General features: G+C 69.2%; 11 protein-coding genes. 10 read left to right on the plus strand and 1 reads right to left on the minus strand.

The annotated features are described in order from the left end of the window. The first annotated feature begins 41 nt into the window (after nucleotides 1-41). The 10 genes from IPK27_22920 to IPK27_22965 all read left to right on the plus strand — a co-directional run bounded on the left by IPK27_22920 (nucleotide 42) and on the right by IPK27_22965 (nucleotide 11,313). Complete coding sequence (locus IPK27_22920; GenBank protein MBK8070356.1) at nucleotides 42-1,274, plus strand: tryptophan 7-halogenase; 1,233 nt, start codon at nucleotides 42-44, stop codon at nucleotides 1,272-1,274. Then, the gene (locus tag IPK27_22925; GenBank protein ID MBK8070357.1) at nucleotides 1,271-1,813 is read left to right on the plus strand and encodes a DUF3261 domain-containing protein; all 543 of its coding nucleotides are present in this window, start codon (nucleotides 1,271-1,273) and stop codon (nucleotides 1,811-1,813) included. The genes IPK27_22920 and IPK27_22925 overlap by 4 nt, the downstream gene beginning before the upstream one ends. Continuing rightward, entirely contained in the window at nucleotides 1,810-2,997 is a 1,188-nt protein-coding gene (locus IPK27_22930) for a beta-ketoacyl-ACP synthase (protein MBK8070358.1), read from the plus strand. Before IPK27_22925 ends, IPK27_22930 begins: the two co-directional genes overlap by 4 nt. 2 nt (nucleotides 2,998-2,999) lie before the next feature. Then, nucleotides 3,000-3,434: a hotdog family protein gene (locus IPK27_22935; protein ID MBK8070359.1), complete on the plus strand. Its 435-nt coding sequence runs from the start codon at nucleotides 3,000-3,002 to the stop codon at nucleotides 3,432-3,434. Nucleotides 3,435-3,827: 393 nt separating this feature from the next. Continuing rightward, a complete protein-coding gene (gene fabG / locus IPK27_22940) occupies nucleotides 3,828-4,562 on the plus strand; it encodes a 3-oxoacyl-ACP reductase FabG (protein ID MBK8070360.1) in 735 nt (244 codons plus the stop codon). Continuing rightward, on the plus strand, nucleotides 4,559-5,782 hold the full coding sequence (locus tag IPK27_22945; GenBank protein MBK8070361.1) for a beta-ketoacyl-ACP synthase: 1,224 nt from the start codon (nucleotides 4,559-4,561) through the stop codon (nucleotides 5,780-5,782). Before fabG ends, IPK27_22945 begins: the two co-directional genes overlap by 4 nt. 134 nt (nucleotides 5,783-5,916) lie before the next feature. Further along, nucleotides 5,917-6,351, plus strand: coding sequence for an excinuclease ABC subunit A (locus IPK27_22950; GenBank protein ID MBK8070362.1), 435 nt, complete (start codon nucleotides 5,917-5,919; stop codon nucleotides 6,349-6,351). 11 nt (nucleotides 6,352-6,362) lie between these two features. Continuing rightward, nucleotides 6,363-7,838, plus strand: coding sequence for a polyphosphate:AMP phosphotransferase (gene pap, locus IPK27_22955; protein MBK8070363.1), 1,476 nt, complete (start codon nucleotides 6,363-6,365; stop codon nucleotides 7,836-7,838). Between the two features lie 66 nt (nucleotides 7,839-7,904). Continuing rightward, nucleotides 7,905-10,379 carry a zinc-dependent metalloprotease gene (locus IPK27_22960; GenBank protein MBK8070364.1) on the plus strand — a complete coding sequence of 825 codons (2,475 nt, stop codon included), beginning with the start codon at nucleotides 7,905-7,907 and terminating at the stop codon, nucleotides 10,377-10,379. 28 nt (nucleotides 10,380-10,407) lie between these two features. Next, entirely contained in the window at nucleotides 10,408-11,313 is a 906-nt protein-coding gene (locus IPK27_22965; protein ID MBK8070365.1) for a haloalkane dehalogenase, read from the plus strand. A gap of 55 nt (nucleotides 11,314-11,368) precedes the next feature. Here IPK27_22965 and IPK27_22970 read toward each other — a convergent pair whose 3' ends face one another. Then, nucleotides 11,369-12,034 carry a hypothetical protein gene (locus IPK27_22970; GenBank protein ID MBK8070366.1) on the minus strand — a complete coding sequence of 222 codons (666 nt, stop codon included), beginning with the start codon at nucleotides 12,032-12,034 and terminating at the stop codon, nucleotides 11,369-11,371. Nucleotides 12,035-12,432 lie beyond the last annotated feature (398 nt).

Below are 12,432 nucleotides of genomic sequence, written 5' to 3' on the forward strand. Positions count from 1 at the left end.
CAAGGCATCATCCTCACCCCGAATTCACACGCGCGCCGTCCATGACCCTGCCCCGGATCGACACCGAGTCCCTGATCATCGGCGCAGGTCCCTCGGGCGCGGTGGCGGCGGCAATGCTGCGGCGGGCCGGTCGCGAGGTGCTGGTGCTGGAGCGCGAGTCCTTCCCGCGCTTCTCGATCGGCGAGAGCCTGTTGCCGCAGAGCATGCAGTACATCGAGGAGGCCGGCCTGCTGCGCGACGTGGTCGAGGCCGGCTTCCAGTTCAAGAACGGCGCCAGCTTCGTCTGGGGCGAGCGCCAGACCGCCTTCGATTTCCGCGACAAGTTCTCCCAAGGCTGGGGCACCACCTACCAGGTGCAACGTGCGCGCTTCGACCAGGTGCTGGCGGATGGCGCCGCGCGGATGGGCGCCGACGTGCGCTATCGCCATGAGGTGCTGGCGCTGGCGCCCGCGCGCGGCGCCTCGCTGGCGCGCGTGCGTGGGCCCGACGGCAGCGAGTTCGAGGTGGCAGCGCGCTTCGTGCTGGATGCCAGTGGATTCGGCCGCACCCTACCGCGGTTACTGGGCCTGGAGCGCCCGAGCGACTTCCCGGCGCGCGGCGCGATCTTCACCCACATCCGCGACGGCGTGATGCCGGGCGCCTTCGACCGCGACAAGATCCGCATCACGGTGCACCCGCGCCATGTGGATGTGTGGTACTGGCTGATCCCCTTCTCGGACGGCCGATGCTCGATCGGCGTGGTTGCCCGCCGCGAGTTCCTCGAACAGTACGCCGGCAGCGAAACCGAACGCCTGCGCGCGCTGGTCGATGAGGATCCCGCGTTGCGCGCCCTGCTCGCCAACGCCGGATGGGACACGCCCGCGCGCCAGATCGTCGGCTACGCGAGCAATGTGTCCGCGCTGTGGGGACCGGGCTATGCCCTGCTCGGCAACGCCGGCGAGTTCCTCGACCCGGTGTTCTCCTCCGGCGTGACCATCGCGGTGAAGTCCGCCAGCCTCGCGGTGGCGGCGATCCGACGCGAGATCGCGGGCGAGACGGTGGATTGGGAAGCGGATTACGCGCGTCCGCTGCGCGCGGGTGTCGATTGCTTCCGCGCCTTCGTCGAAGCCTGGTACGCCGGCAGCTTCCAGAAAATCATCTTCCACGAACCGCAGCAGGCGGCGATCCGGCGGATGATCTCGTCGATCCTCGCCGGCTACGCCTGGGACAGCGCCAATCCCTATGTGGCCGAGCCGCAACGCCGGCTGCGGGTGCTCGAGGGCCTGTGCGAATGAGGGGGCCGACGCTGCTGGCCGCCACCCTGCTGCTTGCGGCCTGTGCAAACGCGCCGCGCCGGCCGTCGCCATCGCCGGCCCTGCGCCTGGCGCCGGCCGCGCTCGATGCCAGGCTGTCGCTGCAGCAGCGATTGACGGTCAGCCAAGGCGCGCGCGTCCAGCGCGCGGACGCGCTGCTGGAAGTCGATCGCGACGCCCTGCGCCTGGTTCTGCTGGTGGGACCCAGGCGCATGCTGACGCTGGTGTTCGACGGCGAGTCCATCGTGCAACAGCGCGATCCGGCCCTGCCCGAGGCCCTGGCGGGCGAGCGCTTCGTCGACGACATCCAGCTGGCCTACTGGCCCGCGGCGGCGATCCGCGCGGCCCTGCCGCCGGGATGGACTCTCGACGAATCGCCGCTGCGACGCACCCTGCGCCAGGCTGGCGCGGCGGCCGTCGAAGTGCGCTATTCGCAAACGCCGCGCTGGCTCGGGCACATCGAGATCCACCACCTGGGCCAGGACTACCGGCTCGCCATCGATTCGGCGGCGCAGCCATGAGCGCGCAGGTCTACCTGCACGGACTCGGGCTGGTGTGCGCGCTGGGCGCGGATGCCGCGAGTGCCCGACAGGGCTTGCTGCGCAGCGATACGCCCGGCGGTGTCGCGCCGACCGAGGCCTGCAGCCCCGGCCGCAGCCTGCACCTGGGCGTGGCTGCCGGCGCGTGGCGCGCACGCGAGGACTGGCCGCTGCCGCTGCGCAGCCGCAACAACGCCTTGCTCGATGGCGCGCTGGCAGGGCTGCAGCCAACCCTGGCGTGCGCGTTGCCAGGGGTGGATCCGGCGCGCGTAGGCGTGGTCATCGGCAGCAGCACCTCGGGGATCGCCGAGGGCGAGGACGCAGTGGCGGCGCTGGTGCGCGAGGGGCGGATGCCGCGCGGATTTCACTTCGGGCAGCAGGATTTGTCTTCGGCCGCGCGCTTCGTTGCGGCGCAAACCGGCGCGCGCGGGCCAGCGATGACTGTGTCGACCGCGTGCTCTTCCGGCGCGAAGGCGCTGGCGAGCGCCGCGCGCTGGCTGCGTACCGGCCTGTGCGACGCGGTCATCGCCGGCGGCGCAGACAGCCTGTGCGCCTTCACCGTGGCCGGTTTCGCCGCGCTGGAATCGGTCAGCGCCGAGCGCTGCAACCCGTCCAGCCGCAACCGCCGCGGCATCAACATCGGCGAAGGCGCCGCACTGTTCCTGCTGACGCGCAAGCCGGGCCCGGTGCGCCTGTCGGGCTGGGGCGAGAGCTCGGACGCGCACCATATCTCGGCGCCCGAGCCGCAGGGACGCGGGGCGGAAGCGGCGATGCGCGAGGCGCTCCGGCGCGCTGGCCTGGCGGCGGAGGACATCGATTACATCAACCTGCACGGCACCGCGACCGCGCACAACGACCTGGCCGAGAGCCTCGCCGTGCAGCGGGTCTTCGGCGAACGCCCGTGGTGCAGTTCGACCAAGCCACTGACCGGACACGCGCTCGGCGCCGCCGGCGCGATCGAGGCGGGCTTCTGCTGGATGCTGCTGCAGGACAATCCGGACGGCCGGCTACCGCCGCACTGGTGGGACGGCGCGGCCGACCCGGCGCTCGCGCCGCTGCGCCTGGTGCCGCCGGGCGCGCGCCTGGGGCGCGCACCGCGCCATCTGCTCAGCAACTCCTTCGCCTTCGGCGGCAACAACGCCTGCCTGCTGCTGTCCGCGGAATAGCCATGCGCGCCTGCGAGATCCCGATTGTCGAGCTTTTGCCGCATGCGCCACCGATGGTGTTGCTGGACCGCGTCGTCGACGCCGCCGACGAGCACCTGACCGCCTCCGTCACCCTGCGCAGCGACTCCGAGTTCTGCCGCGAGGGCCGCGTCGGCGCCTGGGTCGGCATCGAATACATGGCCCAGGCCGTCGCCGCCTGGTCGGGCTGGCAGGCCCGCCTGCGCGGGGAGCCGGTCAAGGTCGGCTTCCTGCTCGGCACCCGACGCTACGACGCCCTGCGCCCCGAGTTTCTGGTCGGCGAGACCCTGCTGGTATTCGTCGAGCGCGAATTCCAGGCCGACAACGGCCTCGCCCGCTTCCGCGCCGAGATCCGCTGCGGCGAGGAGCTGTGCGCGCAGGCCAGCATCAGCGTGTACGAGCCGGCCGGGGCCGGTTAAACGCGGAGACGCAGAGGGCGCGGAGAAAAGCGCCGAGAAGGCAGGAGGGTTCGGCGGCCGGAAACGGGTTGTCTCGCGGGCCGGACAAAGAGCAGGACGCAGAGAACGCAGAGGAGAAGCAGAGAGATCACAGAGGGAGCGGGCCATTCCTGTGCCCGCTGGAACGTCGTTCTTTGCCTTCTCCGCGATCTCTCTGCCTTTCCTCTGCGCTCTCTGCGTCCTGCTTCGTCCTCGGTCCCCGGCGATGCCCGACCGTGCCCTGCCGCACCCTCTGCTGCTCTTCTCCGCGCTCTCTGCGTCTCCGCGTTTAACCGGCATCGATCGCGCGCTGACCGGCATCCTCATTCGTCGCAGTCGTGAATAATGCGTGGACCTTTCCCTGCCTGCCGCACCATGCCCCAACGCCCATCCGTCCTCGTCACCGGTTCCTCGCGCGGTATCGGGCGCGCGATCGCCTTGCGCCTGGCGCGCGATGGCTACGATCCGGTGCTGCATTGCCGCTCGCGCATCGACGAGGCCGCGGCGGTGGCGGCCGAAATCGCCGGGCTGGGCGGGCGCAGCCGGATCCTGATCTTCGATGTGGCCGATCGCGCCGCCACGGCGCACTCGCTGCATGCCGACATCGAGGCCCACGGCTGCTACTACGGGGTGGTCTGCAACGCCGGCATCACGCGCGACAACGCCTTCCCGGCAATGCCGGGCAGCGACTGGGATGCGGTGATCCACACCAACCTGGACGCCTTCTACAACGTGCTGCACCCGCTGGTGATGCCGCTGGTGCGCCGGCGCGCGCCGGGGCGCATCGTGACCCTGGCCTCGGTGTCGGGGCAGATGGGCAATCGCGGCCAGGTCAACTACAGCGCCGCCAAGGCCGGCGTCATCGGCGCCACCAAGGCGCTGGCGGTGGAACTGGCCAAGCGCCAGATCACGGTCAATTGCGTCGCACCCGGGGTGATCGAGTCCGACATGATCACGCCCGAGATTCTCGAGCACGCGCTGCCGATCATCCCGGCACAGCGCGCCGGCAAGCCGGAGGAAGTCGCCGCGCTGGTCAGTTTCCTTCTGTCGCCTGATGCGGCATACATCACCCGCCAGGTCATCGCGGTCAACGGCGGGATGTATTCATGAAGCGCGTGGTCATCAGTGGCATCGGCGGCATCAGTCCGCTCGGCAACGACTGGCCGACGATCGCCGCGCGCCTGCGCGAGGTGCGCAATGCGGTGGCGCGGGTGCCGGACTGGGAACCCTACGACGGGCTCAACACCAAGCTCGGCGCGGCGGCCGCGGATTTCGAACTCCCGGCGCACTACAACCGCAAGACCATGCGCGCGATGGGCCGCGTGGCGCTGCTCGCCACCCGCAGCGCCGAGCTGGCGCTGGAGGACGCCGGCCTGCTCGGCGATCCCCTGCTCAAGAGCGGCCGCGTGGGCATCTCCTACGGCTCCTCGGCGGGCTCGCCCAAGGCGATCGGGGACTTCGGCCGGATGCTGCAGAACAAGTCCACCGAGGGCATCAACGCCACCACCTACATCCGCATGATGAGCCACACCACGGTGGCCAACATCAGCGTGTTCTTCGGCATCTGCGGGCGGGTGATCACCACGTCCAGCGCCTGCACCTCGTCGAGCCAGGGCATCGGCTATGCCTATGAGGCGATCCGCCAGGGCAAGCAAGTGGCGATGGTCGCCGGCGGCGCGGAGGAGCTCGACCCCACCGCGGCGGCGGTGTTCGACACCCTGTTCGCCACCAGCACGCGCAATGACACGCCGCAGGCCACGCCACGCCCTTTCGACGCCGAGCGCGACGGCCTGGTGCTCGGCGAAGGCGGCTGCACCTTCATCCTGGAGGAACGCGAGCACGCGCTGGCGCGCGGCGCGAAGGTCTACGCCGAGATCATCGGCTACGGCACCAACTGCGATGGCTTGCACGTCACCCAGCCCAATCCGGACACCATGCAGGTCGCGATGCGCCTGGCGCTGGACGATGCCGGCCTGACGCCGGAAGAGATCGGCTACGTCAACGCGCATGGCACCGCCACCGACCATGGCGATGTCGCGGAATCCCAGGCCACCGCCGGCCTGTTCGGCCCGCGCATGCCGATCAGCTCGCTCAAGAGCTACATGGGCCACACGCTCGGCGCCTGCGGCGCGCTGGAAGCGTGGATGACGGTGATGATGATGAACGAGGGCTGGTTCGCGCCCACCGCCAACCTCCAGCGCATCGACCCGCGCTGCGCCGAGCTCGATTACATCCGCGACCGACCGCGGGTGCTCGATACCGAGTTTGTCATGAGCAACAACTTCGCATTCGGCGGAATCAACACCTCGCTGGTGTTCCGGCGCGTCTGAGGCGGCGCGGATTGCGGGCGGTGACTGCCGCCTGCCGCGCCTTGCCACCCCGGTGCGGCTGCGGCAACATCGGGTTACACACGGTTGCAGCGCTTGCACCCGGTATTCACTCAAGACAGCACGGAGCCAGGGCCATGAACAAAGCCATCCTGATCGTCGCGGCAACCTGGGCTTGTGCCCTGGCCGGACAGGCGCAGGCGCGCGACACCCGCCTGCTGCTGCCGGTCGATGACGCCATCAAGCAGGGCCGCAGCGAGGGCATCATCGGCGACGACATCGCCTTCCGCTTCGGCAACGGCAACCGCGGCGGGCACGCCAAGACCATCGGCACCGAGGTCGCCAACCGCAAGACCAATGCACTCAACAAGAGCGATGTGGAGGCCTGCAACTGGGTCTTCCTGTCCTCCCTCAAGGCGCTGCAGGAAGGTGCCCGCGGGGTCAATGCCAAGGCCGTGGTCGAGATCGTCAGCTATTACAAGAAGCGCGAGTTCTCCAGTGCCACCGAATTCGAGTGCCATGTCGGCACCCTGATGGCGGGTGTGGCGCTGAAGGGCAGTTACGCGAAGTAGCCGGACAGCTCATGTTCGAATCCGCCGAAGTCGGCCATCGCATCGGCAAAGTTGAATACGCGCGCCAGGAACCGCTGCTGCGCGAAGCTTTGCTGAAGGCGCAATACCGCCTGCTCGAGGACGCGAGCTTCCCGGTGGTGATCGTCATCGGCGGGGTCGATGGCGCCGGCAAGGGCGAGACCGTCAACCTGCTCAACGAGTGGATGGACCCGCGCCACATCGTCACCCGCGCCTTCGGCACACCCACCGACGAGGAAGCGCAGCGGCCACCAATGTGGCGTTTCTGGCGCGCGCTGCCGCCGAAGGGGCGCATCGGCATCCTGTTCGGGTCCTGGTACACCGAGCCGATCGTGCGCCGCGCCGAGGGTGAGATCGGCAAGTCGGAGTTGGTCGAACACATCGAGCAGATCCGCCACTTCGAACGCATGCTGGTCGCCGAAGGCGCGCTGGTGCTGAAGTTCTGGTTCCACCTGTCGCACGCTGCGCAGAAGAAGCGCCTGCAGGCTTTGTCCGATGACCCGGACACGCGCTGGCGCGTGACCGACACCGACTGGCACCGCTTCCGCCGTTACCAGCGCTATCGCAAGGTGTCCGAACTGACCCTGCGCGAGACCAGCACTGGCGATGCGCCGTGGGTGATCGTCGAGGGTCACGATCCGGGCTACCGCTCGCTGACCGTCGGCCAGCACCTGCTCGACGCACTGAATGAGCGACTGGCGCATCCGGCGCCGAAGCTCACCGCAGCGCCCGCTCCACTGTCGCCGCAGCTCGACCCGCGCAATGTGCTGAATGCGCTCGACTACACGAAATCGCTGGCACGCAAGGCCTACAAGCGGCAACTGGAGAAGTACCAGGGCCGGCTCAACCTGCTGACCCGCGACCGCGCCTTCCGCGGGCGCTCGCTGATCGTGGTGTTCGAAGGCCAGGACGCCGCCGGCAAGGGCAGCAGCATCCGGCGCATCACCGGGGCGCTCGACGCGCGGCACTACCAGGTGATCCCGATCGCCGCGCCGACCCAGGAGGAACGCGCGCAACCCTACCTGTGGCGCTTCTGGCGCCATTTGCCGCTGCGCGGGCGAGTCACGATCTTCGACCGCTCGTGGTACGGACGGGTGCTGGTCGAGCGGGTCGAAGGCTATTGCGCCGAGGCCGACTGGATGCGCGCCTATCACGAGATCAACGAGTTCGAGGAACAGCTGGCGCGCAGCGGCGCGATCGTCGTCAAGTTCTGGCTCGCGATCACGCCGGAAGAGCAGCTCAAGCGCTTCAACGCGCGTGCGGAGATTCCGTTCAAGAGCTTCAAGATCACAAGCGAGGACTGGCGCAACCGCGACCGCTGGGGCGCCTACGAACAGGCGGTGTGCGACATGGTCGAGCGCACCAGCACCGACACCGCGCCCTGGCACCTGATTCCGGCCAACGACAAGCTGCACGCGCGCATCGCGATCCTCAAGCGCCTGTGCGCCGCGATTGAGGCCGGCGACTGACGCGCTCTGCCCTGACGCTGCGGGCTGCGCTATGTTGCGGGCTCCTTCCCGACGGGTATCGACGCGATGGCGCTGCGGCAACTGATCCTATGGACGGCGCTGCTGGCGCCGACAGCGCCGGCACTGGCGGCCGACAAGCCGGTCGACCCGCGCTGCGGCACCACCTTGGAACGCGGATTCGTCGATGTCTACCGTGATGCCGACAGCGGCCGCGTGCTGATCGGCGTGCACCAGCTGGACACCCCGTTCCTGCTGGTGACCTCGCTGCCCGGCGGCCTGGGGTCGAATGATGTCGGACTCGATCGTGGCCAGGTCGGGCGCCAGCAGATGGCGCATTTCCGCCGCGTGGGCGGGCGCCTGCTGCTGGTCGCGGACAACACGCGTTTCGTCGCCGACTCCGCCGATGAGGACGAGCGCCGCGCCGCGACCGATGCCTTCGCGCCCTCGGTCCTGTGGGCCGGGAGCATCCTCGCGCGTCCGCCCAAACCCGGCTGCAAAGCGCACTGGAAGACGCGCGACGACGACGCGCTGCTGTTCGACGCCGGCAGCCTGCTGACCGCCGACCTGCACGGCATCGCCCCGGCGATGGGCGGCGGTCCGGGCATCGCCGGGGCGCTGAAGGCCGCCGGCCAGGGCGACTACGCGCTGGATCCGGCGCGCAGCGCGGTGCTGCCCGAGGCCGCGCGCAGCTTCCCCGACAACAGCGAGTTCGAGGCGCTGCTGACCTTCGCCGGCGAGGGCGCGGGCGAATTCGTGAACCAGGTCGCGGTGGATGCCTCGGCGCTGTCGCTGCGCCAGCACCTGTCCTTCGTGCGCCTGCCGCCGCCGGGCTACGTCCCGCGCGCCTACCACCCGGCCTCGGGCGGTTTCAGCATCGGTCAGTTCGACTTCGCGCAGCCGCTCGGCGCCAGTCTGGACGTGCGCCGGCAAGTCCGTTTCCGGCTGGAACTGGATGCCGCCGGCAAGGTGGTCAAGCCGATCGTCTTCCACCTCGACCGCGGCACCCCCGAGCCGGTACGCGCGGCCCTGCTGGACGGCGCACGCTGGTGGTCGCGCGCCTTCGACGAGGCCGGTTTTCCGGGCGGCTTCCACGTGGAACTGATGCCGGAGGGCGCCGATCCGATGGACATCCGCTACAACACGATCACCTGGACCCACCGCGCCACGCGCGGATGGTCCTATGGCCTGGTGATCACCGACCCGCGCACCGGCGAGATCATCAAGGGCGCGGTCAACCTGGGCTCGCAGCGCGTGCGCCAGGACATCCTGATCGCCGAAGCATTGCTCGCGCCGTACGACAAGCCAGACGCCGACGCGCGCCGCGAGGAAGCGCTCAAGATGGCGCTCGCGCGCCTGCGCCAGCTGTCCGCGCACGAGGTGGGCCACACGCTCGGCTTCAACCACAACTTCGCCGCCAGCCGCACGGGCAACGGCTCGGTGATGGACTATCCGCACCCGCTGATCGCACTCGACGAGCGTGGCACGCCGCGGCTGGCGGATGCCTATGGTGTCGGCGTCGGCGACTGGGATCTGTACCTGGTCCGGCACGCCTATGCGGACCTCGATGACGCAGGGCTCTCGCAGCTGCGGGCGCAGATCGCCCAAGCGGGATTCGAGTACGCCGACGACGCCGATGCGCGCGGCGTCGGCGACGCCCACGCGGCCGGCGCCACCTGGGACCTGGCCGGCATGGATGCACTCGCCGGCTTCGACCGCATCGCCGAGGCGCGCGCCCACGCGCTCGCGCACTTCACGCGCGGCGTCGTGCCGCCGGCGCGCCAGCACGGAGAACTGGAAGCACGCCTGGTGCCGGTGTACCTGCTGCATCGCTACCAGGTCGACGCGCTCGCGCACCTGCTCGGCGGTGTGCGCTACCGGCATGCGCAGGCAGGCGACGGGCTCACCGGCACGGAAATGGTCGATGCGGCCGCCCAGCGCGCCGCGCGCGATCGCCTGCTCGGCACGCTGTCCGCGCAATTCCTCGCGATTCCACCCGCAGTGCTCGACCTGCTTTCGCCGCCTGGCGCGGACTACCGCCGCGACCGCGAGTACTTCGCCGGCCGCGCGGGCCAGCCCTTCGACCCTCTCGCCGCTGCCGACGCCGCCGCCACGTTGACGCTGCAGGCCCTGCTCGCGCCGCCGCGGCTGCATCGCCTCGCGCTGCAGCATGCGCGCGATCCGGCACAGCCTGGCCTGCGCGAAAGCCTGGATGCGCTGCTCACGGCCACCTGGAAGGCGCCGGCCGCGTCCGATGCACGCATGCGCCAGATCCAGCGCAGCGTCGCCTGGGTGACCCTCGACGCGCTGCTGGCCACGCACAATGGCGGAGCCCCGGTGCCCGATGCGAAACTCGCGCTGCATCCGGTGGTGGCAGCCGATGTGCGCGCGGCGCTCGTGGCGCTGCAGGCGTGGGCGCAGGCGCGGGCTGGCGAAGACGCCGACTGCGCCGCAGCCTCGGACCGCATCGCTCGCTTTCTCGCCGACCCGGCCTCGGTGCCCCTGCGCCCGCTGCCGCCGGCCCCACCCGGGGCACCGATCTGAACCGCGTTCCCGGAACAAGATTTCGCCGATGGACATCCTGCGCACCCCCGACGAGTGCTTCGTCGACCTGCCACAGTTCCCCTGGGCGCCGAACTACGTCGAGATCGACGCCGGCGTCGACGCCACCCGCTTGCGCATGCATCACGTGGATGCCGGCCCGCGCGATGCACCGCCGGTGCTGATGCTGCACGGCGAGCCGTCGTGGTCCTACCTGTACCGCAAGATGATCCCGGTGGTCGCTGCAGCCGGACACCGCGTCGTCGCACCCGATCTCGTCGGCTTCGGTCGCTCGGACAAACCCGCGGCGATCGCCGACTACAGCTACCAGCGCCACGTGGACTGGCTCGCCGCCTTCGTCGAGTCGCTGGACCTGCGCGACATCACGCTGGTCTGCCAGGACTGGGGCGGACTGCTCGGCCTGCGCCTGGTCGCGCAGATGCCCGAGCGCTTCGCGCGCGTGCTCGCCGCCAACACTTTCCTGCCGACGGGTGACAGCGCACCGGGCAAGGCCTTCCTCGACTGGCGCGCCTACTCGCAGAGCGTGCCGGTATTCCCCACCGGCCAGATCGTCGCGCGCGGCTGCGTGCAGCCATTGACCGCCGCCGAGCAGGCCGCCTACGACGCGCCCTTCCCGGACGAGCGCTACAAGGCCGGCGCGCGCGCCTTTCCGCTACTGGTGCCGGCCGCGCCCGACGACCCGGCGGCGCAACCCAACCGCGAGGCCTGGGCGCGTTTGATGCAGTTCGAGCGGCCCTTCCTGACCGCCTTCAGCGACCGCGACCCGATCACCCGCGGCGCCGACGCGATCCTGCAGAAACTGATTCCGGGCGCGCGCAGCCAGCCGCACACCACGCTCGCCGGCGGCGGGCACTTCCTGCAGGAAGATGTCGGCGAGGAACTGGCTGGGCTGTTGGTACGCTTCATCGCCGCCTGAGTCGCGCTGTTCGCGAGACCGCAGTCTCGGCTGGCCCGGGTGCCGGACCCACGGATCAAGCCGGGCGTTTGGCGTGCACGCTCCATTTCTGAAAGGCAAGGCCTTCGAGCACGAGTTCCAGATCATGTTCGAAATACACGGTCAGTGTGCTGAACTCCTCAGTCTCGTAATTCACGCCGATCACGGGATTTTCGAGCAGCCTGCCGAGCTCCGGCAGCCGGCAAGTCCTGAAACACACGAATTGAATCAAGGCGTAGCTGCCGTCGGCGAGCGTCCACTCGGTGACGATTCCGGACACCCATTCCCGCAACAGGCGAATACCGGAGAAATGCGCGCCGACCAGATCCTCGAAGGAGGTCAATCCGCTGCGCTTGGCCCCGCGTTTCAGGTCGCGATTGTCGAATCCGGCGTCCTGCGGGTCTGCACACACCATGTCCTGGTCGTGGAACCAGTCCACGATGTCGCGAATCGGGGACTCGTCGGTCACGCCGTGCAGCGACCAGGACAGGAATCCGGGGGTCAGCGTCAGTTCGCCGAGTCCAAAGTTGGCCACGCGTCCCTGCATCGGGTCGCCTTCGATAGTGGAACCCGGGTGTGCCTCCAGCAGCTTCGCGAGGAGCTTCTTGCGCGCGCGGATGCTGGCGGGCGTCGGCACGAAGTCACTCGACCGCACCTCTTCGATCGACAGCTTGCGCGGGAGGAAGAACAGGTCGAGGGCCATGTGCGTCCTTGATAGGGGAAACCGCGACACTAGTGTGGTGTTCCGTAATTAAGTTGAAGAAATTTCCGATGAATTTTGCGGCGAGGCAAGGCGAGAGGAGGAGTCATAGCAGTTGGCGCGACGAGCAACGCGCGGCGCAAAGGGCGGAAATAATTCAAGGTAATTGCGGAACACCACACTAGCCCGGATGTTTCATGAAGTCGCGTGGAAATGGATCGACTTCTATGTTGTGACACGGGAATCGCCGTGTTTTGCGCGCTCTCGGACCGGACGCACCATTTCCTCGCTCACGCGGCCCTCGCTCGTTCTTTGCGCCGGACTCATCGTTGCTCGTCGTCGCAATGGAACAACCATTCCTCCTCCTCGCGCCTCGATCCCGGCGCAAAGCCCTTCGCGAT

The sequence above is a fragment of the Rhodanobacteraceae bacterium genome (assembly GCA_016713135.1).
Taxonomy (GTDB): Bacteria; Pseudomonadota; Gammaproteobacteria; order Xanthomonadales; family SZUA-5; genus JADKFD01.

Coding starts and splice junctions, on each gene's coding strand:
- IPK27_22920 (MBK8070356.1), top strand. CDS start 42: ATGACCCTGCCCCGGATCGACACCGAGTCCCTGATCATCGGCGCAGGT.
- IPK27_22930 (MBK8070358.1), top strand. CDS start 1,810: ATGAGCGCGCAGGTCTACCTGCACGGACTCGGGCTGGTGTGCGCGCTG.
- IPK27_22965 (MBK8070365.1), top strand. CDS start 10,408: ATGGACATCCTGCGCACCCCCGACGAGTGCTTCGTCGACCTGCCACAG.
- IPK27_22960 (MBK8070364.1), top strand. CDS start 7,905: ATGGCGCTGCGGCAACTGATCCTATGGACGGCGCTGCTGGCGCCGACA.
- IPK27_22935 (MBK8070359.1), top strand. CDS start 3,000: ATGCGCGCCTGCGAGATCCCGATTGTCGAGCTTTTGCCGCATGCGCCA.
- IPK27_22925 (MBK8070357.1), top strand. CDS start 1,271: ATGAGGGGGCCGACGCTGCTGGCCGCCACCCTGCTGCTTGCGGCCTGT.
- fabG (MBK8070360.1), top strand. CDS start 3,828: ATGCCCCAACGCCCATCCGTCCTCGTCACCGGTTCCTCGCGCGGTATC.
- pap (MBK8070363.1), top strand. CDS start 6,363: ATGTTCGAATCCGCCGAAGTCGGCCATCGCATCGGCAAAGTTGAATAC.
- IPK27_22970 (MBK8070366.1), bottom strand. CDS start 12,034: ATGGCCCTCGACCTGTTCTTCCTCCCGCGCAAGCTGTCGATCGAAGAG.
- IPK27_22945 (MBK8070361.1), top strand. CDS start 4,559: ATGAAGCGCGTGGTCATCAGTGGCATCGGCGGCATCAGTCCGCTCGGC.
- IPK27_22950 (MBK8070362.1), top strand. CDS start 5,917: ATGAACAAAGCCATCCTGATCGTCGCGGCAACCTGGGCTTGTGCCCTG.